Raw genomic sequence first — 22,440 nt, 5'->3', positions numbered from 1 at the left:
TTGAGGTTAATTTTTCATTGGTCTCAAAAAAACAGACAAATTTAAAACATAAAAACTGCATTAGTTACTTTTTGTAATTAATAAAAACAATTGATCAGTTCAGGGAAAAACTATTGGAATAAAATTCTTTTTTGTTTGATTTTATATATAAGATTTTGGGTAAATTGCGATGTTATTTAATGACATGAAAACAAAAATAATGTATATCGAAAACAAATCCCTCGGACATCACGGGCCGGCATGGATTGGTTTTGTGGAATTCTCAAAATCAGGGCAAACTGTTTATTTCGATAACAAGGCACTCAAAAAACTCAAAAGACCAGGAATCAACGCTAATCATTTTGATATAGAAACGGGAGAAGAATATTGGGTGTCCGGCGTTAAGAAAAATGGTCAGAACAGACATCAGTTTGGTGGTGGAAAAATTATGATCGATAAAAACTCTATTAATGACTATCTAAAGCTGGTAGACTTCAACTATATTGATGAAAAGTATTTTGAAATTGTTGAATTTTCCCGGACAGACAAGAGCTTATTTAATGAAATAGAAAATACAGAAACTGAATTCAGAGATGAAAGTTATCATGCTACATTTTATGACAACAACCGTAGAAAATTAATCTTAGACACTAAAATTTAAATGAAAAATATATATTTACTTCTTTTCTCATTCTTTTTAATGAGCTGTTCTTTTAATCAATTCTATAAGGACAGAGAATCCGACAAAAAAGATGGTGAAAAAGTTCCAATAAAATTTTATTGGGAATTACGTTATGGAAAAAACCCGGATGATATTTATAAGTTGTTTGGTGAGAAGTTTTTTGAGGTGACTGATAAAGAAAAGCTCGTAAAACTGATGAATACAGTCAATGAGATTGGTCCTGTTGAAGAATACAATCTTGCCAAATGGGAAACAATGGTTGTAAAGGGAAGCAATGCCCGAAGTCAATATTTCTTCATGTACAATGTAAAAAGAGGTACTAAGAAAACAGAAGAATCTTTCACTTTAGAAAAAAATAAAGATGGAGATATAAAAATTGTCGGTTACAGAGTAAATCAAGACATGCTAAACGAATAAAAATAAAAAAAGGGTTTTGGATATTTTCAGAACCCTTTTTATTTTATGATTTTGTCTATTTGATTTTAATATGAAATAATCATATTTAAAAGTATATTTTAAGAAAAATAAATCAATAAAAAGAGATATATTCATTATATTCGTATACCAAATTCTTAAAAATATTAATATGATCAAAAAAAACAAACAGTCTGTTTTATAAGCAGATGCTGACAGGAAAAACTGTGTTGATAAGTTTTCTTCTGGGTGTCACATTTTCATCTTGCAGTAAAAATACTGAAGAAATTACTTCTGAAGCACAAACCAACGCTTTTAATATTGACAATGTAAAAAAAGGGCAATTGAACGGCCAGGAAATTACCTATGAAAGAAAAAACGGAATGAATTTTTTCCAGGGAGATATTGTTCTTACCGATAAACAGTTATCCGGAGGCAGTGAACTTCATAAAGGCGGCGCCAGTTATTCAAGGTGGCCAAACGGTAAAATTTATTATACTATTGCCAACAATATGGGCTCTATCAACGTAAACAAAATCAATACTGCAATTAATGAGTATAATACTAAAACCAATACTCAATGGATTTATCGTACCAACCAGTCTAATTATGTTGAATTTATATTCGGAAGCTCATCAGGGTCAGATGGGTGGGCGCATATCATATCAGGGAGGAAAACAAACAATTTCTCTGGATCAATATATTTCTGTAGGATCAGTTATTCATGAAATGGGACATACAGTGGGTCTTTATCATGAGCATACGCGTAAAGACAGGGACCAATATGTAAAAATCCTGTGGAACAACATCCAGAACGGACAGTCTTATAATTTTAATATCTACAGTTCCGGAACAGATATCGGCCCTTTTAATATCAATTCTGTGATGATGTACTGGCCAACTTCGTACTCTAAAAACGGACTGCCAACGATTACCAGAGCTGACAACAGCAATTTTACTTATAACAGAACCGGATTTACTACAGGAGATATCAATACCATCAATGCGATGTATCCTTAAATTCTTATTAGAACTGCATAAAAAAGAACTCTTACGAGTTCTTTTCTTTTTTATAATTATAGTGATTAATTAAAATCCTGATTTCGTTAAATTCAAAATGGCTTGGCAGTGCATTTTTCCATTCGGTTAATGTTTCATGCGGATTTTTATAGAACTCTTCTTCAAAAGCTTTAATCTTATCTGAAGTAATTACTCTTGTAATATCCAGCAATCCCTGTTCTGCAAATTTAGCCAGGTGGCCGATAACGGTCTCCTTCACCAAACCTCTTTCCAATGCAATTTCTCCGATGGTTTTTCCCTGTTCAAACAATTGGAAGGTTAAAACCTGAGAAGGGACTTTAGCAATTTTCAGATTGATTTCCTTATCATTCTTTTCATCTAAAAGTTTCGTTTCAAGAAGATGAATTTCTCTTAAGCTATTCAGATATTCTTCAATGTCTTCCAACCAGCTTTTAAATTCTTCATTGTATTGCTTTAATCCTTTTACTCCTTTTATTTCAACATAAAATTCTTTCAAAGGATCGAATATTTTATTCCTGGTCTCTGTAAAAAAGAAATTAACCGCGCCTTTTGATTTGCTTTCAATTTCAGACCAGTCTTCTTTCTGTTCAATAAAATTATTGACTTTCTGGAAAATGATTCTTTCCAGCTTTTCAAATATTTTCCCAAGGTTCACCGCTTCATGCTTTAACTGCAGGTAAAGCTGTTTGGTTTTAACATGATCAATATTTTTGGTGACAATGGAAAGGTTATTCCACTCTTCCACTTCTTTCAAAAACCATGTACAATCCAGGGTACGTAGCACTTTTCTGATGCTGTAATCATATTTTTCCTGATTGAGGATGGCTTCTACATGATCATTGGCAATCGTATCAGTGTGGAAATGTAAAATCCTGTTATCCTTAAAAATAACTTCAGGGGTAATTTTTGACTTTAAAACAATTCCTTCCAGGGTTCTGCAACGGGATAAAGCAACATACACCTGACCAGCCGTGAAACTTTTTCCGGCATCAATAATTACTTTGTCAAATGTCAACCCCTGGCTTTTATGAATTGTTACAGCCCATGCAAGCTTAATTGGAAACTGCTCAAAACTTCCCAATACCTCTTCCTTGATATTTTTATCTGTATCAAGGAAATATTTTTTCTGTTCCCAGGTTTCTCTTTTTACAACAATTTCTCTTTCACTTTCGTCCAGTACTACCCGGATTTCATTTTCATCCAACCCGATAATCTCCCCCAGTTTTCCGTTAAAATATTTCTTTTCACCGGAAATATCATTTCGGATAAACATGATCTGAGCCCCGATTTTCAGTTCTAAAAACTGGTCGTTTGGAAACTGGTTTTCTTTAAAGTCTCCTACAAGCTTAGCTTCATAAACCTGAGGATCTACTTTTATTTCTGCTAATTTTTCCTGGTTGATCTCATCTGCCATTTTATTGTGAGAACACAAATAAACGTAAGATTCTTTTCCCATATCAAAGTCAGGATCATACCTTTCATTAAGATAGTCAAAATCGATATTATCCACATCTCCGTCACGGATCGCATTCAGGATTTCCAGAAATTCTTCATCAGACTGTCTGTATACTTTTGTCAGCTCAATGGTAACAATGGGGATTTCTTTAATGGCATGGCTGTCAAAAAAGAAAGGTGAATTGTAATACATTTTCAGGATATGCTCATCTCTCACCACCGGCGGAAGCTGATACAAATCCCCGATGAAAAGCATCTGTACACCACCAAATCTCTGATTATTTCTTCTGATAAACCGCAAAGAAAAATCCATCATATCCAGAACGTCAGCCCTCAGCATTGAAACCTCATCTATGATAATAATTTCAACTTCTCTCAGAAGCTTAAGTTTATCTTTACGGTACTTGAAATGAGGCATCAGATCGGCAATATTATTGGCCAAGCTGGTATCTATCCTCTCTGTAGTAGGAAGAAAGGTTCTCAACGGCAGTCCAAACATAGAGTGGATTGTCACTCCTCCAGCATTAATGGCAGCAATACCTGTAGGAGCTACCACAATATGCTTTTTCTTGGTACGCCTCACAAAATCATTAAGAAATGTTGTTTTCCCCGTTCCGGCTTTCCCGGTCAGAAAAACACTTCTGTTGGTGTATTCTATTAAGTCAAAAAAATGATTGTTCATCGTTGTCAAAAATACGGAAATGAATTTGATTTTCTTACCTTGGCATAAGTTTTGAAAATTCTTAAAAAGAAAAAAGTTTATTGTGAAAAAATTATTCTTTCATATCCCTGCAATAGTATTATGTACTACATTAACTTTGGTTTCCTGTAATACATCAAAAAATGCCAATATCAATCTTCCTGTCGATATCGCAGACAGACCGGCTGACGAAGACAGTCAGAAATATGAACAGGCGCAGCTGGATAAACTAAAAGCTTCTATTGAATCTGAGGTATCAGGTGAAAAATGTACGGATGCCAGTGAATGGGCATTTACTCCTATGGGATCAAAATCCTGCGGCGGGCCTCAGCAATACATAGCCTATCCCAAGAAAATAGAAGAGACTTTCCTGCCAAGGGTCAATGAGTATACGGATAAAGTGAGAGCTTTTAATGAAAAGTATAATATTGTGTCAGACTGTATGATGGTTATGCCTCCTACATCCCTAAAATGTATCAATGGCAAGATAAGGCTTATTACGCCTGATCCAAACTAACAATAACGCAAAGGTTCTATATCAAATCGAAAAAGCTCTGTCCCGGGGACGGAGCTTTTATATTTGTTAATCGTGAATTTATGCCTCGCAAGTGAATACTGAAGTTTGTAGCCAAAAAAATTAACAAGCGCAGCGGATTGACATTTGACTAGAATTGATGATCTTTCACATTTTCCTTATACCATGAAGAATATTTAACATAATTATCCGCAATTCTGTTCACTTCCCCTTCCAGTAACTGTGCATTGATATCTTTGATTTTCTTTGCAGGAACTCCGCCCCAGACTTCTCCGGATTTAACGTGGGTCCCCTGAGTAACTACAGAACCTGCTCCTACGATAGAATTTTCTTCTACCAGGCAATCATCCATTACAATAGCTCCCATCCCGATCAATACATTATCTTTAATAGTACATCCATGCACAATCGCATTGTGTCCGATAGAGACATTATTTCCGATATTCAGAGGATATTTCTGATAGGTACAGTGCAACATTGCATTATCCTGAACGTTCACCTTGTCTCCCATTCTGATATAATTAACATCTCCCCTGATCACTGCATTATACCAGATACTGCAGTCTTTTCCCATGGTAACATCCCCAATAATGGTTGCCGTCTCTGCTAAAAATGTATTCTCCCCGATCTGTGGTGCTTTTCCTAAAAGTTCTTTTATAAGTGCCATAATATTAATTTGAAAATTTGAAAATAAGCCGATTTGAGAATGTGATATGTGCCATATAATTTCAGGTATCTAACTTCTAAATTACAGCGATAGCAAAAATCTAACTCTCTGTCTTCAGCTTCTGACTTCTAATGCGTATTTTTGTATCTCAAATTTAACGAAAAAATGCGTACCGTACTTATAGAACCAACCGAAAACCCAAAAGTGATGAAATTTGTAGCAGATTACAATCTCATCCCGGGGTCTTTAGAGCTGGACAGAAATTCAGATATATCAGAAATTCCATTGGCACAGGAGCTTTTCAATTATCCGTTTGTGGAAAGAATTTTCATTACGGCTAATTTTGTTGCTGTGGCAAAGCAGGATACTGTGGAGTGGGAACATGTTGCTGAAAGTCTGAAAAACGTAATTGAGGATGAATTACTGGCTAACCCGAGAATTTATCTTCAGAAGAAAAAAGAAATGTATCAGATTTATGCTGAAATGACTCCGAATCCCAATGTAATGAAGTTTGTTTCAAGCAAATTACTGATGGACGGTTTTGTGGAAGTAAAATCGAAAGAAGCTGCAGAAGAAGTTCCTTTAGCTCAGGCTATTTTTAAAGAATTTGATTTTGCAACGGAAGTTTTCATTTCTGACAACTTTGTAGCCGTTACCAGAGATAATTCTGTAGAATGGCATCAGGTAATGATGACTGTTCGTGCTCTTATCGCTGAATATCTTCAAAACGGAGGTGAGATTTCAAAAATAGAGCCTCAGAAACATGAAAATCCTGTTGAAAAAATCATCAACAGAGATTATACTGAAGATGAACAGAAAATCTCTGATATCTTAAATGAATATGTAGCTCCTGCCGTAGAAAATGATGGCGGAAAGATTTCCCTGATGGAATATGACCAGGAGAATAAAACGGCAAAAATGCTTCTGCAAGGTGCATGTTCAGGATGCCCAAGCTCTACAGCTACTTTGAAAAACGGAATTGAAAATATTTTAAAACAATTCGTTCCGGACCTGGTAGAAAAAGTAGAAGCTGTAAACGGATAAAACAGTTAAAAATGCCTCCCGGAAAGAAAATTGTTATCATAATAGGAAGTGCTTCTGAAAATTCAAGCAACCTGAAGCTGATGCAACAGGTACTGGAAAAAATGAATGACACAAATTTCCAGATCTATGATAACCTTTCTTTTCTTCCCCATTTTGATACAGCATTAACGGATGATCATACTCCTGAAGAAGTTCTGGAGATCAGAGAAGCTATTAAAAATTCAGCTGGAGTCATATTTTCCACACCGGAATATATTTTCAGCATCCCGGGAAGATTAAAAAATCTATTGGAGTGGTGTGTTTCCACAACAGTTTTTTCTGAAAAACCGACAGCAGTGATCACTGCTTCTGCCAGTGGGGAGAAAGGACATGAAGAATTGTTGTTGATTTTAAAAACTCTGGGCGCTGTAACAGATGATAAACATCAGGTATTAATAAAAGGGATAAAAGGCAAGTTTGACAGCAATGGCTTACTGGAAAGTAATACCTTTGCCAAAGTAGCAGAATTAGTAACAGATTTTACAACGTCTGTTTCATAATTAAAAATTAGAATATTGAATAAGAAAGGAATTTTACTGGTCAACCTCGGATCACCGAGATCAACTTCTGTAAACGACGTAAAGGAATATCTTGATGAATTTTTGATGGACGAAAGAGTGATTGACTATCGCTGGATTTTTCGTGCACTGCTTGTACAGGGAATTATCCTGAAAACAAGACCTGCAAAATCTGCAGAAGCCTATAAAACGGTTTGGACAGATCAGGGTTCACCGCTGATTGTCATTACTGAGCAGATTCAGAAAAAACTGCAGAAGGTAGTAGATGTTCCGGTGGAAATCGGGATGAGGTATGCAGAACCAAGTATTGAAACCGGTATTCAGAAACTTGTGGATCAGGGAATCACTGAAATTGTTCTTTTTCCTCTATATCCTCAATATGCGATGAGCACAACGGAGACTGTAATTGAAAAAGCTGAAGAAGTAAGAAAAAAGAAGTTTCCACAGGTGAAGATCAATTATATTCAGCCTTTCTACAACAGGGATATTTACATCAATTGTCTTGCAGAAAGTATTAAGGAGAAGCTTCCCGAAAATTTTGATGCCCTTCAGTTCTCTTACCATGGTGTTCCGGAAAGACATATTTATAAGACAGACCCTACCAGGACCTGTAACCTTAATGACTGTTGTTCCAGGGAAGATAATCCAAGTCATCAGTTTTGCTACCGCTACCAATGTTATAAAACGACACAGCTTGTCATTGATAAACTGAATTTGCCTAAAGAAAAAACCATAGTTTCTTTCCAGTCAAGGTTAGGAAAAGACAAATGGATTGAGCCTAATACAGACGAAACTCTTGAGAATCTTGGTAAAAAAGGGGTCAAAAACCTGGCTATTGTATGTCCGGCTTTCGTTTCCGACTGCCTCGAGACATTGGAAGAAATTTCTGTAGAAGGAAAAGAGCAGTTCCTGCATGGAGGCGGTGAAAACTTCCATTATATTCCATGTCTGAATGATGAAGACCGATGGATTGAAGTCGTAAAAATCCTTTGTGAAGAAAAACTGAACGATTTCTATTTGGTTTAATTTATCTGACTTAAAATATACAAAAGGCCACAAGAATTAACTTGCGGCCTTTTTGTTGAATATATTAAAAATTTATTTGGTGTTATTTTTTAATCAGGTTTCCTGCTTTCTGTCCGTTTACAGTTACAATATATACTCCAGGAAGAATATTGGAAGGTAACGGGATGTTAAGTTTATTCACTCCGTCAGTGATTTCAACTTTTTCAGAAAGTTCTTTCTTACCTGTAAGGCTTACCAGCTCTACAATTCCTTTTCCTGCTTTACCTTCAAAATTTACAGTGAATCTATCTGTTGCCGGATTCGGGCTGATGGTATAAGCTGAAAGGTTTGAAGTTGATGCTACAAGTCCGGCAGGAGAAGTTCCACCTCCTACACCTACTGCATTCCATGCATTGGTAACCTGTGTTACTTCATTGCTTCCGGCACCGTATAGATCTGCTGCTGCCTGAAGAGAGTAAGTTCTGGCATTGGCATAATTGGATGACGAAGTCAGATAAGTGGTTAATGTTCTGTAAGCGATAGCGCCTGCTTTATCCAGTCCGATTCCGGAAACGTTATAAGCAAAACCATTATCATTAGTTCCTGAACCTCCTGTTACTAAAAGATAATACCAGAAGTTCAGCACTCCGGAGTTGGTATGTACTCCACAATAGTCATTGGTAGTTTGCCCTGGTACAGCACATCCTGTAGTAGTAGCATCTTTCCAGTACTTACCTTTATAAGTATCCGGCTGGCTGTAAGCGTTTGGATTCGACATATCTCTGATCACATAACTGAAGTCTTCTCCCAGAGTCCAGCTTGCCTGCGTAGGTCTTGCCCAACGCTCTATAGAGTTCCCGAAGATATCTGAGAAACCTTCATTTAAAGCTCCTGATTCTCTCTGATAAGCGAGATTAGCTGTTTTAGAAGTTAAACCGTGGGTAATTTCATGACCACACACATCTAGGGCTGTTAAAGGTTTCCCACCGTTTGTTGTAGAGCTTCCATCACCATAAGTCATTCTGGAGCCATCCCAAAATGCATTAAAATAGTTGGTAGAATAATGTACATAAGATTTAATAGCAAAATTATTATTATCAATACTCTTACGTCCATATTTTGTATAATAATAATCTACTGTCATTTCTGCTCCCCAATGGGCATCTGTAGCGTATTGATCTTTATTGGTATTAACATTATTCCAGTTATTGTCCGTATCTGTAAAGTCTACAGCGGAAGCATAGCTGGTTCCTTTTTTCAGGTTGTATGTTTCCACAGCTGTTCCGGCATTTCTTCCTGTTTCTCTTAACCTGTAACTTCCATTATAAGAGTCTGTGGTTATATTACGGGTTCCGCTATATGCTGTAACGGCTGTTCCCGGAGCATTTACTTCATGAATAATGGCATCCACACCCAGTATCTTTCCGTTTTTAGCATCTACAAAAACATTTTGTCTGCTTAACGGTTTTTCAGCATAAATATCAAACTTATAAGCCAGCCTTAAATCATTCAGCTTATCATCATCAGGATCTGAATAATACACTAACTCACCTTTAGGGGCAAAACTTGCATTAGGGTCTCCGGTTTCTTTTTTAAGAAAATCTTCCTCCTCTTTGTTTTTCCATTTATAGGATTCCGCTCCTACGAACGATAAAGCATTCTGTAGTGCAATACTTTCAGAAATATTGGCTTTTTTCTCAAGTCCTTTAGGCACATTAAGAACCCACTTTCCGGATTGTCCTACAATTTTACCGTTTTTTGTCTGTACCGCCATCATTCCGTATTCTACTGGAATATCATTAACGGTTTGTTGGAATCTTTGGGTCTCAAAACCTAATGCATCCTTTTCCAGCCCTAGTTTACGGGCTTGTCCGGGAGAAAGCCTCTGAGATGCTTCGTCAAATAAAACAGGACTCCCCTGGAATGCCGGGGCATTTTTGTCAAATCTCATAAATTCGGCATGTAAGCCGCTTTTACCCGGAATTAATTTTGATGGTGTGTTTTGTCCAAAAACAAAAGAGCAGGCAGCAACGCTAGCCACTAAGATAAATTTAGTTTTCATATTAATAATGGTTGATTGTGATGACGAATTTATAAATTTTCCGCAATAAAACAAGAAAAACAATGAATAAAATTCAATTGATATTACAAATCAATAAATAAAACACAATAATGATTTTAAAACAAAGAAAATTATTTAAATATAATTTTTCAGTAATATAAATTTTATGTTAAAATATTTAATTAAAATCAAATTTTTGTGAATTATTTTTTTCACTATGCTGTGCATTATAATTAAAAAAAATAAGGTTTAATCTGAGGTTTACAACATTAATTCTTTTAATATGAGCAAAAAATAAGGACCATCTCAAGAGACAGTCCCATTTATATGTATAATTTTTATAGCGATTATATCAGATCACTAGCGCTTATTCGCAATCGGGGTCCTGAATTCACCATATCCCATAAGGCCATCATAATTCCTTCCGAAAGGTGCATAGTACAGAAATGCCTGATAAAGGTTCTCCGTCTGCCAAAAATTACCATTAACTTCACCAAAGTTCAAAGAGCCATTGGCCTCTTTCGTTGCGAGTACATAATTATAGAAGCCTTGTTTCAGGAATATTTTAGCTACATACTGCTTCGTAGCAGAATCGTACTGCATTTGATTTTCCTTGGTTGGCTTATAATTATTAAATCCTCCTAAAACATAAATCTCTTTGTCCACAGGGTCAGAATCCAGATAGAAATGTACCCATGAATAGTCTGCTTCTCTTTCCGCATCTCTTTCCCTTCCCAGGTCATTTCTTCTGTAATACCATGCTCCATTTACGTCAGGCTGGTATTGATAATTCAAAGGAAATGCCCACACAGGATGAAGATAGGTCTGGTTGACATCATCTTTTATTTCCGTGGCACGCACCATATCCGCTGCCATGTTCATATTTTTATTATCGAAATAATAAAACTCATTGTCTCCCGGAAAAACGAGATTCATCTGCTGGAAAAGTATCTGATTTCCTAAAACGCTGCTCGGTTTAAGATTAGAAATCACCATATTCGGGTTGTTATTCTGCATCACATTCATAGTAATTGAATTGACATTGGAAGAAATATCCCCTCCTTTAGGAGAAACATTCACTTCTACCCTCTGATTAACGTTGGGATTTTTGGCATCTGAAAATCTCGAAATATTTAACCCCACAGATGTTACATCTTCCACCAGATAAAACCTTTTCTTGAAGAGAGGCTGGTCTGCGGAATCTTTATAAACAATCAGCTCATAATTCCCTGATACCTTCAGCTGGATTTTATCATTGGGAAAAACCAGTTTGTAATGGGTATAAGCCTGTAATGTATTGAAAGAGTACTGAAACTGATCCAGAAGCGCATTCATGCTTCCGGCAGCAAACTCTGTAAAAAACAGATTATCTTCATTCCAGTTTCTGTCATAATGTTTGAAAGTATACCGGTAGATCTGACTGCCGTTGGTAAGATCATCAAAACCAAGAACCAATTGTTCCCCTATCTTAATGACAGGAGTTTCGTCATTGGTCTGAGGATTGAACAGCTGGATACTTTGGATATTCTGCCCAAAAACCAGTCCACTCAGAGAAAGTAAGAGTATTCGCAAAGTTTTCATTATAACGAAGATAGCGAAAAATAGCCATTTTCTTAATAATATCGTATTTTTGAATAAAAAATTTTCAGATATGCTTCAGATTCAAGGTTTCGTTTTCAACTTTGCGAGCGAAAATACTTACATCATCTATAATGAAAATAAAAATGCCTGGTTAATAGATCCGGGAAATATGAATGCTCAGGAAACTCAGGCTATCCATAATTTTATTACTGAAAAAGGATTAAAAATTCAGAAAATTCTGTTGACACATGCTCATATTGACCATGTATTCGGGCTTCAGTGGGCATTTGATACCTTCAAGGTCCCTGTGAATATGCATCAGGAAGACCAGGAAGTACTGGATATGCTTCAGGCAAGTGGTGTGAGATTCGGGATGAAGGTAGATCCTGTAAAAGTAGATATCGAATATATAAAGGAAGGAGACGAGCTGGACCTGGATGGTGAAAAGTTTAAAATTTACCATGTTCCGGGACATTCTCCGGGAAGTGTGGTATATCATAACGAAAATCAGAAATTCATGATCTCCGGTGATGTACTTTTTGAAGGCAGCATCGGAAGAACAGATTTATATAAAGGGAATTATGATCAGCTGATTGAAGGAATCAAATCGAAACTTTTTATTTTAGATAATGATACTCAGGTTTTCTCAGGACATGGGAATCCTACTTCAATCGGGTTTGAGAAACAGTATAATCCGTTTTTGAAGTAAGAGAGTTTCAGAGTTGGAGGTTTGTTTGAGAGTTTGAGAGCTCTGCAAGTGTCTGGATTCAAACTTAGCTCTGACACTTAATGTAAGTGAACATAAAAATTACAAAACCGTCAGAAATTCTGACGGTTTTGTTGCTATAAAGAAACAGAATTTAGAAATCCAAAGTGATTGATGCTCTGGCAGCAGCCCCCATAATAGGTCTGGCCATGATGATTCCATCTCCGTTTGGTGATCCTGCTCTCGGATCTCCTTCTGTAATACCAATTGTATTGAAGATATTGGTACCATCCACTGCAAAACGTATTTTTCCCAGCTGATAAGACATTCCTGCCCCAAATTCTGTGAAAGAAGGCAATGTCTGCACATTCTTCTCATCCTGGAAACGTTTTCCATAGTAATTCATACTTACATAAGCCCTCCATTCTTTTGTGATATTCACTGCCGGCGAAATATTGAAATAAAATTTCGGCATTCTTCTTACTACGTTGCCTTCGAGAACACTTCCTGCTTCAAGATTTTTATATTTTGGACTTTGGATGGTTCCGTTGAAGGTAAGTTCTAAAATATTATTGAATAAGCGGGCATATCCTTCCACCTCAACTCCATAGTTTCGTGTATTGGCAAAAGTATTTTCAGATTTCCCATCAGAAAAGATATCGGTAAATGACAGGTTCTTTAATGTAGAATAAAACGGAATCACTGCTACATCAAAAGTACGCGAGTAATATTTGTATCCTACTTCCAGCTGATTGGTCGTTACCGATTTTAAAGGTTTATCCGGTGCCGGATTGGAAAAATAATTGTAGTATGCTTCCTCATTCGGAGATCTGAAACCATTAGAAAAACGGGCATATACTGCATTCTCCCTGTTGATCTTATAATTGGCTGCCAATGTGAAAGAAACTTTATCTATATTATAATTCCAGTAGGTATATTTATTTCCCAATACACTCATGTTATCATCCGCTGTAGTGGTATTGAAACCATGAGTTCCGTCTGTTGTTAACCCGGAATTATTCAAGTTGGAAGTCGTTGTATTGGCAAAATTTCCTTTATAATAATCATGGCTGTAACGAAGACCTCCGTTCACACTTAAAGCATCTGTAATATTATAGTCTAAGTTTACATACAGGTCATTCAAACTTCCCTGAGTCTGTGTTCTTCTTTGTAAAAATGTCATATCCATCACTCCGTTGTAAGTTTTGGAGTATCCGTCATCAGATGGACTAAGAGATGGGTTTACCAGGTTAAGAAGCTCAGGTCTGTCTGTAGCTGTTGTCAGAATATTGCTCCAGTTCCAGTACTGCTGGGATTTCCAGTTGGATTTGTAAAACCCTGCTGTAACGTTTCCTTTATCGAATTTATAATTGAACTGCAGGTCATTCACAAAGTTATTCATCTGCTTATCAATCGCCCAGAATCCTAATTTTTGTACAAACTCAGGATTTACAACAGCTCCGTTGCTTACCAGGGAGTACTGATAGTCGTTCATACCAAGTCCGCCGTCTTTTACCTGATCTGTTGCATATTTAGAAGCCTGCTTAGGACCTCCCGCCGGAAAAATTCCGGTATAATTCATATTGATATCCGTATATCTTGTCTTGTTTAAAACACTAAAATTATTTCCAAGGTCATATTTAAATTCAGCGCCTACAACATCAACTTTAGGATGAATTCCGTCTTCAAGATTTCTGTTAAAAAACCCACCTCCGGCTTGCGGAATATTCAGCTGGCTGATAGCTCTGTAACTGTAGGTTCCGTAGTTAGGGTCAAATCCCTGGAATCCTTTCAGTTTATTTCCGTTCTGGATCAAAGGAATGGGAAGGAAGAATGTATTTCTGTCATCCAGTTTTTTGTAGTAGACTTTCACATACCCTTTATCAAAAACATATTTCAGGTTCATTCTGATCTGTCCTCCGTTATTGGCTTTGAAGCCTGTTTTTCTGATACCGTCGTCTGTTCTGTAAAAGCCGCCGACATTGAAAAATAATTTATCCTGAACCAGTGCTCCGCCTACATTCACATCAGTACGCATTAATCCATAGGTACTGGTTTCCAGCTTTGCCGTACCTCTGAAATCATTGGTTCCCTCTTTTGTAATAAAGTTGATCAGACCGCCTGGAGAATTGGTTGCAAAAATGGATCCTGAACCTCCTCTTAAAGCTTCCATACGGCTTACGGAATTATCTACACGGAAAAAATTATCCGCATTGGCAAACTGAAGCGCGCCGTCTTCAAAAACAGCAAGACCATCTTCCTGTACCTGTACAAATTCATAGGCTCCGGCGGAAGGAATACCTCTTGCAAAAAGGTTGTTACCTACTTCACCTCCGGATGTTTCCACAGCAAACCCGGGAACCCTTTGTAATAAAGCAGCTGCACTGATCGGGTTTTGCTTCTGAATTTCTTTGGAACTGAATGTGGAAATCGCTGTACTGGATTCTATTTTTTTCTTAGGATTTGAGTTTCCTGTGATGACAATCTGATCGATGGAGGAAACTTTTGCAGAATCCTGCGGCGTTTCCTGAGCATAAGCATTATTAAAATATAACGTAGCTGTTGCGGCGATTAAAAAGATTGATTTTTTTTTCATAGCCTTATTTTTATAGTTAGTTTCAGTTTTGTTGTAATTGTAAATACACTCCATTCGTCCAGCCGAATCCATCCTGATTGGGGTATTCCCCGCCGCCTGCTATTGTTTCTGTATCTAATGCATTGTATTTTTCCATCAGTTTCCCGGTATTCTGGTAGACTCTTTCTACGTTGGAACACCAGTTATTTTTAATTTTTTCTGCCAGTTCATCAAAGCCATAATTTTTCATTGCCCTGAAGCCCAGCCATTGATAAGGAGCCCACGCATTGGGAAGATCCCATTGCTGTCCTGAATTTTTAGTGGTCGTTACCAAGCCTCCCTGATAAAGAAACTTTTCAGCAACTGCTTCAGCAACTGCTTCTGCCTGCTTCTGATCTGCAATACCAAGGAATAAAGGGTAAAGAGCAGCAATATGTTCAGACGGTGTTTTTGTGTTTTTTTTAATGTGATAATCTTTGTAAATCTTAGTGTTTTCATCCCAGAAATATTGATTGATCATCTGTCTTCGGCTTGCTGCTCTTTCTGAAAAATAGTATTCTTTTTCATTCAGATTCTGAAGTGCTGAAGATTTTGCCAAAGTCATTTCCAGATGCCACAAAAGGCAGTTCAGGTCAACCTGTGCAAGGTTCAGCGTTTCTATCGTCTGTATATTTTGTCCGTCTGCGAACCATCTGCTGGAAAAATCCCAGCCTGATTCACAGGCACTTCTTATGTTTCTGTAAAATTCACCTTCTGTTGTTTTTTCATGATCTTCAATATCGATCAGGTAACTTTCAGGACGTGGTGCATTTTCTGCATCGTAATACCGGTTAAGAATAGCTCCGTCTATTGTTCTGACTACTCTTTTCACACTTGAATTACTCTCCAACCCTTCTTCGCCATCCATCCAGAAAGCATATTCCTTCTCAAGCGTTTCATAGTATTTTGTATAAATTTCTTCATTATGAGTTGTTTCAAAAAGAAGATCCAGCATTAATGAAAAATAAGGAGGCTGTGATCTGCTCAGGAAATGGGTTCTGCTCGCATTGGGAACAAATCCTACATTCTGAATAAGATAAGAGCAGTTCTCAATAATATTTTCCATCATTTCCACTCTGCCGGAAGCTTTTAATCCAAGCATAATAAAATAGCTGTCCCAATAGAAAAACTCATTAAAACGGCCACCCGGAACAATATAAGGTTTCGGTAATTTTAACAGTGTTCCCCTTTCCTCATATGCCGTTCGGGTCAGTTCATCCCATAATTTTTCAATATGATCCACAATCGGAAGATGATCTTCCCTCTGAACAGAAACCCTGGCCCCTAAAAAATCAAAATGAGCCATTACAAAATCTTTCAGATCAAAACCGGGACTGTCTTTTGTTTTTTCATAATCTTCATTGATCTTTGAAACAGGAAATAATGGAACCGCATCCGTCATCATTTTCTGATCTTCAAAAATTTCAGATCTCTGTACTTCATCAAAAAGAGTTTGAATATCGTTTATATAAAGTTGATTACTCATTGCTATTTTTTAGGATTAATTTTTAATTTATTCATGAAAACCGCTGAAGTGATCAGTAATGACAGAGGAATCAAGGACAGATAAAATGCCCGCTGCCCACTGAATTCCTGAAATACAAAACCGGTAATGATGGAACCTATCGTTCCTCCGATTGCTGAGAACACAACAATCAATCCTGACATGGCACTGTGCAGATATTTCGGTATCGACGCCAGAATTACAGAATTAATGCTCGGATAAATTGGTGCCAGCAAACCTCCCATCAAAGGAAATAAATAGACAACCAAAGGCGCATTCAGCCAATTTGTATTGGTATCTATATGGATATTGTGAGTTAATGGCAGAACCAGAAGCAAACTTATGGCAAAACCTACCACACAAAAGGAAACCACATAGATCCAGCTGAATTTCTTGGAGAAAAACCCTGACAAGAATCTACCCAGTGCAAAAGCGCCTGCCAAAACGGCTCCCGCCTGAATACTCATGGAGGTTGGCACTTTTAAAATCTCTTTATAAAAAGTAGGCGTCCAGGTTTGAAAACTCTGCTCTACCAGTACAAAAAGGAAAGCGCATAATAAAAAGCACAGCACTTTTTTATAACTGAACAGACTTGCACTGTTTCTTAAATCTCCTAACAGATCTGTTTTCTCACTTTTCGCTTCTTTCTCATCCAGTTTTGAAAAGAACAGGAATAAAAAAGACAGGCTGGAAAGCCCTCCGAGAACCCAATAAACATTCAGCCATCGTGTAGATTCCGGATTGTGATCATCAATGTATAAGCTGAATAAAACATTTCCTGCCAATACTCCAATCATGAAAAATCCTTCCAGAAATCCCATAAAACTGGAATGTTCCTTATCTGTTTCAGTTACCAATCCAATAGAAGTAAAAACTGATATTTTGATCAGTGCAAATGAAACGCCTACGATGGCAAATAATAATTTGAAAACCCAGAAGGCATTGGTAAACGGCATTACAAAACACATACAGCTTACCAGCAGCAAGGCAATCAGCATTGATTTCCGGATTCCTATTTTGGGAAGAAATGAAGCAAGAATGAATGAACATATGGCAATAGGAAGATCTTTAAAGCCTTCCAGAACACTGGCCGATGATTTTGAAATTCCAAAATTCTGCTGTACCTGCAGGATCACAGTTCCTACAGAATTCAGAAGAATGGCAAAGACAAAATAATTTAAAAATAAAACGGCCTTGATGTTAATATTTTTCATTCAGGTTACTTCTTGCCGGCTAAGATAGAAGCATTTGAGTTAACGATAATTTAACACAGTAAATCAATATTTGAACTATATTAATATAATTAGTATTTTTAAGAATTAAATATGATTAATTAAATGAAAGTTACTTTTGAAAGGGTGATTCCTAATGAAAAGAGCTCATTCCGAACTATTCATAATAATTCTCCTATCTCAGAGTTCAAATGGGAATATCATTATCATCCCGAAATTGAGCTGGTGTGTGTTATTTCCGGGAGCGGAACCCGCCATGTCGGCTACCATAAAAGTAATTACACGAATGGAGATCTTGTGTTAATCGGGTCTAATATCCCCCACTCCGGATTCGGACTGAACTCCATTGACCCTCATGAAGAAATTGTACTTCAGTTTAAGGAAGAAATCCTTCAGTTTCCCCAGCAGGAAGTAGAAGCCAGATCCATCAAAAATCTTCTGGAGCTTTCAAAATACGGTATTCATTTTCATCATAAAGTAAAAAAAATAATGCTCCCAAAATTGAGACTTATGCTGGAATCGGAAGGTTATAAAAGATATTTATTGCTTCTGGAAATTCTTTTTGAGCTTTCGAAATGTGAAGATTATGATCTCCTGAATAAAGAAATTATGCCGTACACGATTATTTCCAAAAATAAAGCCCGCCTTGAAAATATCTTTACCTACGTAGAACATCATTATGACAAGGAAATTGATATTGAAGACGTTGCAAAACTGGCTAATCTGACACTGCCAGCTTTCTGTAATTTTTTCAAAAAAACAACGCAGATCACTTTTACAGAGTTTGTAAACAGATATAGAATCAATAAGGCATGTCTGCTGATGGTACAGGACAGGTCTATTTCAGAATGCAGTTACCAATGCGGCTTCAATAATGTAACGTACTTTAACAGGATGTTTAAAAAATATACAGGGAAGACGCCTTCAGAGTTTATAAAAAATTATACTCATAATAAAGTGAATGTGGATCTGAAGGTTGAAAAGGAGACTAAAATTAAGGTAAGCTTTTAGTTTTTGCTGAGACCTCTGCCAGTGGCAATTTGTATGATAACTAAGTGTTGTAATTGTCTATTCCGTAGGAATCCAGACTTTCTCATATGTAATTTTGCAGTAGCTTATAATAAGATAAACTATGCTGAGACTCCTGCGGAGTGACAAAAGTGGTTGAATAGATCATGCTCTCGTACTTGTCATTCCGTAGGAATCCAGACTTTCTCATACGTGATTTTACAGTAGCTTATAAGAAAAACAAACTATGCTGAGATTCCTACGGAGTGACAAAAATGGATGAATAGATCATGCTCTCGTACTTGTCATTCCGTAGAAATCCAGACTTTCTCATATGTAATTGTGCAGTAGCTTATAATAAAAACAAACTAAGCTGAGACTCCTGCGGAGTGACAAAATGTATGGCTATACTAAATGTTGTACTTGTCCTTTACGTAGGAATCCAGACTTTCTCATATGTAATTTTGCAGTAGCTTATAATAAAACAAGCTATGCTGAGACTCCTGCGGAGTGACAAAGTGTGTGAATAGCTAAATGAACGATGTTCAATCAACAAAAAAGCCACTCCAGAAGAGCAGCTTTATATTATTAAGTAAAAACCAGTAACTAAACAACTAGCAACCAGAATTATTTCCATTTAATATTACATCCCATACTAGGTCTTTGAATTTCTTCCTGAGGTTCTCCGGCCAAAAGATTTTCAAAAGCAATGATTAAATCTTCGCCTGTTACATCTTTATTATTTCCCGGCCTTGAATCATCCATCTGACCTCTATACACCAAATCCAGTTTATCATCAAAGAAATAAAAATCCGGTGTGCAAGCGGCATCGTAAGCTTTAGCTACCGCCTGGCTTTCATCAAATAAGTAAGGAAAATCAAATCTTCTTTCAATCTGGAATTCAATCATTTTTTCCGGAGAATCTGCCGGATATTTTTCAACGTCATTGGCATTGATTGCTATGAATTCAATTCCTCTTTCGTTATAATCTTCATATAATTCATTAATCTTATCAATCACATGAAGAACAAACGGACAGTGGTTGCACATAAAGATAACCAATGTTCCTTTTTCTCCTTTCAGTTCTTCCAAAGACTGAAGTTCGTTCGTTTTTGACGGGTTAGGAAGTTCAAAAAACGGTGCTTTTGTTCCTAATGCCAGCATATTTGATGGAGTATTCATATCCTTTTTTTCTTTACTGGCAAAGATAATTATTTCTTTTGTTAATTGAGCCGGGTTCTGAAACAGACATTTTATTTTTGTAGGGTAAGGAAACTGGAAGTTGGAGAAGGGAAGATTTTTAAGCCTCAAAAATAGTTATAGCCAAATTCTATTATTAGATTTATTGACCTCTGAAATAACTTCCAGCTCCCATTCTTTCAGCCTCCAGCCTTTCATTTATTTTTCATCAAGTAGTAGTCCAATCTATAAAAATCATAATATCCTTTGGAAGTTATATCAAAAAGTTTGTAGTTTTGCTAACGCTGTTAGTAAAAAAATATCATGGGTCTACATGAACGCCGTCAACGAGAAAAAGAATCCATCCGTGCAAATATTTTGCAGGCTGCTTTTACTTTGGCTAAAACCGAAGGCTGGGGTTCACTTTCTATGCGTAAAATAGCAGATGCTATTGAGTATAGTGCCCCTGTAGTCTATGATTATTTTGAAAATAAAGATGCCATTCTGTTTGAAATTTCATTAGATGGCTTTCACAAGTTACACATAGAATTGTTAAAAGCTCAGCAGAAACACGACACTCCGGAAGAGCAGCTTGTTGCCATTGTGGATGCGTACTGGAACTTTGCTTTTAAAAATAAGGAATATTACCAGCTGATGTTTGGTCTTGGAATGCAATGTTGTGGAAAAGGACAGATGAAAAAGGAATTTTCATCATTCCAGGAACTGATCTATGAATGTACTTATGAGATTATTAAGAAAAACGGATCCAATCCCGACAATGCCTGTCATATGTCTCATGCTCTGTTTTCTGCCGTTCACGGAATGATCTCTATTATGATGATGCGTACTGTTGATATCCCTTCAACAATGAATAAGACGACTTTGGACGAAACTGTTTCGGCTTTTATTAAGTCTTTGTAAATTTTTTTTGAATTAAAAATTAACACCGTTAGGAAATTTAACACTGAATTAATGTAAATTATTCTGTTATCCTGACTAAAAAATGAAATTATTATGAAGCCATTCATAACATTCAGCTGTTAAAAGTAATCATTTTTTGCTTATCAATTAACACTGTTAGTAAAATTAACACACATACACCTTATCTTATATATAAAAGCAACATTAAAAAATTCAGCTATGGAAACGATTAACCTCATTGCACATTAAAAATTCTGTAATTTTTTTTTGAACTAACCATTAACACTGTTAGGAAAAAAAACAGCATTTATCAAAAGAACTTTACTTAAATCTAACACTTCATTAAAAATTAAACTAACAATGAAAATACCTGGAAAAACAAGGTTTATTGTACTTATTGCAAGTATAATTCTTTTACAGAGCTGCACCAAGGCCGCAGAAGGCACCAATGCCGCGCCGCCAGCTCCGGAACTTCCGGTTTATACCGTTATTACATCACCCGCTACTACATATCAGGAATTCCCTACTGCTTTGGAAGGAAAAAATAATGTTGAAATCAGATCTCAGGTAGACGGTTATCTTGACAGAATCTATGTAGAGGAAGGCTCTTATGTAAGAGCAGGACAGCCATTATTTAAAATAGATTCCAGAAGCTATGGCGAACAGATGAATATGGCACAGGCCAATCTGCAAGCTGCCAATGCCAATATCCAGAAAGCAAAAGTGGAAGTAGACAGACTACAGCCATTGGTTGCTGCAAAAGTAGTTTCTGATGTACAGCTTAAAACCGCAAAAGCCAATTACGAAGCTGCCGTTGCTGCTGCTGCACAAGCCAGAGCTTCTGTAGGAAGTGCCAGAATCAATGTAGGATTTACAACCATTACAGCTCCTGTAAGCGGATATATCGGAAGAATTCCTTACAAAAAAGGAAGTCTGATCTCCAGAACAGATCCTAATCCATTAACATTATTATCTGACATCAGTGAAATCTATGCCTATTTCTCTTTAAGTGAGCTTGACTTTATTGCTTTCCAGAATAAATATCCGGGAGCTACTTTGGAAGAGAAACTGAAAAATATGCCGATGGTAGAACTGGTGATCGCTGATAACAGTACTTATCCTGAAAAAGGGAAACTAAGCATTGTAGACGGGCAGTTTGATAAAACGACAGGAGCCATCAGCGTACGTGCCATATTTCCTAATGCCAACGGAACTTTAAGAACCGGAAACACCGGAAGAGTGCGTATGCCTCAATTGATTTCCAATGCTGTAGTAATTCCGCAGGAATCTACTTTCGAAATCCAGGATAAAACCTATGTCTATGTAATGGGTAAAGACCAGAAGGTAACCGGAAGACCGATCAAAATATCAGGAAAAACAGATAGCTATTATTTTATTTCTGAAGGGCTTAAGCCTGGAGAAAAAATAGTTTACACAGGAATCGGAAACTTAAAAGACGGTGCTTCTATCAAGCCGAAAAATATTTCTTCTGACAGCTTATTAAAAGCGAAACCATTATAATCCTTTCCGAATACAGAAGACTTAAAAAAATAA

The 22,440-nt window shown here is 36.7% G+C and carries 20 protein-coding genes; 12 read left to right on the top strand and 8 right to left on the bottom strand.

Features of this window, described 5'->3' with window-relative positions; all coding sequences use genetic code 11:
- The first annotated feature begins 184 nt into the window (after positions 1 to 184).
- The 4 genes from ACE3RB_RS03190 (at position 185) to ACE3RB_RS03175 (ending at position 2,095) form a co-directional block, all read left to right on the top strand.
- Positions 185 to 640 (top strand): hypothetical protein, encoded by a 456-nt coding sequence (locus tag ACE3RB_RS03190; protein ID WP_374462871.1) that lies wholly within the window; start codon positions 185 to 187, stop codon positions 638 to 640.
- Complete coding sequence (locus ACE3RB_RS03185) at positions 641 to 1,078, top strand: hypothetical protein (RefSeq protein WP_374462870.1); 438 nt, start codon at positions 641 to 643, stop codon at positions 1,076 to 1,078.
- Positions 1,079 to 1,302: 224 nt separating this feature from the next.
- On the top strand, positions 1,303 to 1,803 hold the full coding sequence (locus ACE3RB_RS03180) for a M12 family metallopeptidase (RefSeq protein WP_374462946.1): 501 nt from the start codon (positions 1,303 to 1,305) through the stop codon (positions 1,801 to 1,803).
- A complete protein-coding gene (locus ACE3RB_RS03175) occupies positions 1,685 to 2,095 on the top strand; it encodes a M12 family metallopeptidase (RefSeq protein ID WP_374462869.1) in 411 nt (136 codons plus the stop codon). Before ACE3RB_RS03180 ends, ACE3RB_RS03175 begins: the two co-directional genes overlap by 119 nt.
- 31 nt (positions 2,096 to 2,126) lie before the next feature.
- Here ACE3RB_RS03175 and ACE3RB_RS03170 read toward each other — a convergent pair whose 3' ends face one another.
- Entirely contained in the window at positions 2,127 to 4,253 is a 2,127-nt protein-coding gene (locus ACE3RB_RS03170) for a helix-turn-helix domain-containing protein (RefSeq protein WP_374462868.1), read from the bottom strand.
- 82 nt (positions 4,254 to 4,335) lie between these two features.
- Here ACE3RB_RS03170 and ACE3RB_RS03165 point away from each other — a divergent pair, with 82 nt between their 5' ends.
- A complete protein-coding gene (locus ACE3RB_RS03165) occupies positions 4,336 to 4,788 on the top strand; it encodes a hypothetical protein (protein WP_374462867.1) in 453 nt (150 codons plus the stop codon).
- A 148-nt stretch (positions 4,789 to 4,936) separates the two neighbouring features.
- Here the strand turns inward: ACE3RB_RS03165 and ACE3RB_RS03160 are convergent, their stop codons facing one another.
- Positions 4,937 to 5,473: a gamma carbonic anhydrase family protein gene (locus ACE3RB_RS03160; RefSeq protein ID WP_374462866.1), complete on the bottom strand. Its 537-nt coding sequence runs from the start codon at positions 5,471 to 5,473 to the stop codon at positions 4,937 to 4,939.
- A gap of 165 nt (positions 5,474 to 5,638) precedes the next feature.
- Here ACE3RB_RS03160 and ACE3RB_RS03155 point away from each other — a divergent pair, with 165 nt between their 5' ends.
- The 3 genes from ACE3RB_RS03155 to hemH are packed head-to-tail and all read left to right on the top strand — an operon-like array spanning position 5,639 to position 8,100.
- Positions 5,639 to 6,517 (top strand): NifU family protein, encoded by an 879-nt coding sequence (locus tag ACE3RB_RS03155; RefSeq protein ID WP_374462865.1) that lies wholly within the window; start codon positions 5,639 to 5,641, stop codon positions 6,515 to 6,517.
- 11 nt (positions 6,518 to 6,528) lie between these two features.
- Positions 6,529 to 7,056, top strand: a complete 528-nt coding sequence (locus tag ACE3RB_RS03150) for an NADPH-dependent FMN reductase (RefSeq protein ID WP_374462864.1) — start codon at positions 6,529 to 6,531, stop codon at positions 7,054 to 7,056.
- A gap of 15 nt (positions 7,057 to 7,071) precedes the next feature.
- The gene (hemH, locus tag ACE3RB_RS03145) at positions 7,072 to 8,100 is read left to right on the top strand and encodes a ferrochelatase (RefSeq protein WP_374462863.1); all 1,029 of its coding nucleotides are present in this window, start codon (positions 7,072 to 7,074) and stop codon (positions 8,098 to 8,100) included.
- Between the two features lie 82 nt (positions 8,101 to 8,182).
- Here hemH and ACE3RB_RS03140 read toward each other — a convergent pair whose 3' ends face one another.
- A complete protein-coding gene (locus ACE3RB_RS03140) occupies positions 8,183 to 10,141 on the bottom strand; it encodes a M4 family metallopeptidase (RefSeq protein WP_374462862.1) in 1,959 nt (652 codons plus the stop codon).
- Positions 10,142 to 10,501: 360 nt separating this feature from the next.
- Positions 10,502 to 11,722, bottom strand: coding sequence for a DUF5103 domain-containing protein (locus ACE3RB_RS03135; protein WP_374462861.1), 1,221 nt, complete (start codon positions 11,720 to 11,722; stop codon positions 10,502 to 10,504).
- Between the two features lie 70 nt (positions 11,723 to 11,792).
- Here ACE3RB_RS03135 and ACE3RB_RS03130 point away from each other — a divergent pair, with 70 nt between their 5' ends.
- Complete coding sequence (locus tag ACE3RB_RS03130; protein WP_374462860.1) at positions 11,793 to 12,431, top strand: MBL fold metallo-hydrolase; 639 nt, start codon at positions 11,793 to 11,795, stop codon at positions 12,429 to 12,431.
- Between the two features lie 151 nt (positions 12,432 to 12,582).
- On the opposite strand, the gene ACE3RB_RS03125 is transcribed toward ACE3RB_RS03130, so the two are convergent.
- From ACE3RB_RS03125 to ACE3RB_RS03115, 3 genes are read right to left on the bottom strand one after another with little or no spacing between them, the layout of a single operon-like run.
- Positions 12,583 to 15,024 carry a TonB-dependent receptor gene (locus ACE3RB_RS03125; RefSeq protein ID WP_374462859.1) on the bottom strand — a complete coding sequence of 814 codons (2,442 nt, stop codon included), beginning with the start codon at positions 15,022 to 15,024 and terminating at the stop codon, positions 12,583 to 12,585.
- 22 nt (positions 15,025 to 15,046) lie between these two features.
- The gene (locus ACE3RB_RS03120) at positions 15,047 to 16,528 is read right to left on the bottom strand and encodes a trehalase family glycosidase (RefSeq protein WP_374462858.1); all 1,482 of its coding nucleotides are present in this window, start codon (positions 16,526 to 16,528) and stop codon (positions 15,047 to 15,049) included.
- Between the two features lie 2 nt (positions 16,529 to 16,530).
- Positions 16,531 to 17,760: a sugar MFS transporter gene (locus tag ACE3RB_RS03115; RefSeq protein WP_374462857.1), complete on the bottom strand. Its 1,230-nt coding sequence runs from the start codon at positions 17,758 to 17,760 to the stop codon at positions 16,531 to 16,533.
- A gap of 123 nt (positions 17,761 to 17,883) precedes the next feature.
- Here ACE3RB_RS03115 and ACE3RB_RS03110 point away from each other — a divergent pair, with 123 nt between their 5' ends.
- Positions 17,884 to 18,789, top strand: coding sequence for an AraC family transcriptional regulator (locus ACE3RB_RS03110; protein WP_374462856.1), 906 nt, complete (start codon positions 17,884 to 17,886; stop codon positions 18,787 to 18,789).
- A 624-nt stretch (positions 18,790 to 19,413) separates the two neighbouring features.
- Here ACE3RB_RS03110 and ACE3RB_RS03105 read toward each other — a convergent pair.
- Positions 19,414 to 19,968, bottom strand: coding sequence for a thioredoxin family protein (locus ACE3RB_RS03105; protein ID WP_332385400.1), 555 nt, complete (start codon positions 19,966 to 19,968; stop codon positions 19,414 to 19,416).
- Between the two features lie 321 nt (positions 19,969 to 20,289).
- On the opposite strand from ACE3RB_RS03105, the gene ACE3RB_RS03100 reads away from it, so the two are divergent.
- Both ACE3RB_RS03100 and ACE3RB_RS03095 read left to right on the top strand, forming a co-directional pair.
- Positions 20,290 to 20,886: a TetR/AcrR family transcriptional regulator gene (locus ACE3RB_RS03100; RefSeq protein WP_374462855.1), complete on the top strand. Its 597-nt coding sequence runs from the start codon at positions 20,290 to 20,292 to the stop codon at positions 20,884 to 20,886.
- Positions 20,887 to 21,246: 360 nt separating this feature from the next.
- A complete protein-coding gene (locus ACE3RB_RS03095; protein WP_374462853.1) occupies positions 21,247 to 22,407 on the top strand; it encodes an efflux RND transporter periplasmic adaptor subunit in 1,161 nt (386 codons plus the stop codon).
- Positions 22,408 to 22,440 lie beyond the last annotated feature (33 nt).

The organism is Chryseobacterium sp. (genome assembly GCF_041914225.1).
Lineage (GTDB): Bacteria > Bacteroidota > Bacteroidia > Flavobacteriales > Weeksellaceae > Chryseobacterium.
Note: the sequence above shows the minus strand (reverse complement) of the source record. Positions and strands in the feature narration are given on the sequence as shown.

What these genes read in the sequence shown, in the direction of transcription:
- ACE3RB_RS03190 (WP_374462871.1), top strand. Translation starts at nt 185, where the DNA reads ATGAAAACAAAAATAATGTATATCGAAAACAAATCCCTCGGACATCAC.
- ACE3RB_RS03185 (WP_374462870.1), top strand. Translation starts at nt 641, where the DNA reads ATGAAAAATATATATTTACTTCTTTTCTCATTCTTTTTAATGAGCTGT.
- ACE3RB_RS03175 (WP_374462869.1), top strand. Translation starts at nt 1,685, where the DNA reads ATGTTGAATTTATATTCGGAAGCTCATCAGGGTCAGATGGGTGGGCGC.
- ACE3RB_RS03170 (WP_374462868.1), bottom strand. Translation starts at nt 4,253, where the DNA reads ATGAACAATCATTTTTTTGACTTAATAGAATACACCAACAGAAGTGTT.
- ACE3RB_RS03160 (WP_374462866.1), bottom strand. Translation starts at nt 5,473, where the DNA reads ATGGCACTTATAAAAGAACTTTTAGGAAAAGCACCACAGATCGGGGAG.
- ACE3RB_RS03155 (WP_374462865.1), top strand. Translation starts at nt 5,639, where the DNA reads ATGCGTACCGTACTTATAGAACCAACCGAAAACCCAAAAGTGATGAAA.
- ACE3RB_RS03150 (WP_374462864.1), top strand. Translation starts at nt 6,529, where the DNA reads ATGCCTCCCGGAAAGAAAATTGTTATCATAATAGGAAGTGCTTCTGAA.
- ACE3RB_RS03140 (WP_374462862.1), bottom strand. Translation starts at nt 10,141, where the DNA reads ATGAAAACTAAATTTATCTTAGTGGCTAGCGTTGCTGCCTGCTCTTTT.
- ACE3RB_RS03135 (WP_374462861.1), bottom strand. Translation starts at nt 11,722, where the DNA reads ATGAAAACTTTGCGAATACTCTTACTTTCTCTGAGTGGACTGGTTTTT.
- ACE3RB_RS03130 (WP_374462860.1), top strand. Translation starts at nt 11,793, where the DNA reads ATGCTTCAGATTCAAGGTTTCGTTTTCAACTTTGCGAGCGAAAATACT.
- ACE3RB_RS03125 (WP_374462859.1), bottom strand. Translation starts at nt 15,024, where the DNA reads ATGAAAAAAAAATCAATCTTTTTAATCGCCGCAACAGCTACGTTATAT.
- ACE3RB_RS03120 (WP_374462858.1), bottom strand. Translation starts at nt 16,528, where the DNA reads ATGAGTAATCAACTTTATATAAACGATATTCAAACTCTTTTTGATGAA.
- ACE3RB_RS03115 (WP_374462857.1), bottom strand. Translation starts at nt 17,760, where the DNA reads ATGAAAAATATTAACATCAAGGCCGTTTTATTTTTAAATTATTTTGTC.
- ACE3RB_RS03110 (WP_374462856.1), top strand. Translation starts at nt 17,884, where the DNA reads ATGAAAGTTACTTTTGAAAGGGTGATTCCTAATGAAAAGAGCTCATTC.
- ACE3RB_RS03105 (WP_332385400.1), bottom strand. Translation starts at nt 19,968, where the DNA reads ATGAATACTCCATCAAATATGCTGGCATTAGGAACAAAAGCACCGTTT.
- ACE3RB_RS03100 (WP_374462855.1), top strand. Translation starts at nt 20,290, where the DNA reads ATGGGTCTACATGAACGCCGTCAACGAGAAAAAGAATCCATCCGTGCA.
- ACE3RB_RS03095 (WP_374462853.1), top strand. Translation starts at nt 21,247, where the DNA reads ATGAAAATACCTGGAAAAACAAGGTTTATTGTACTTATTGCAAGTATA.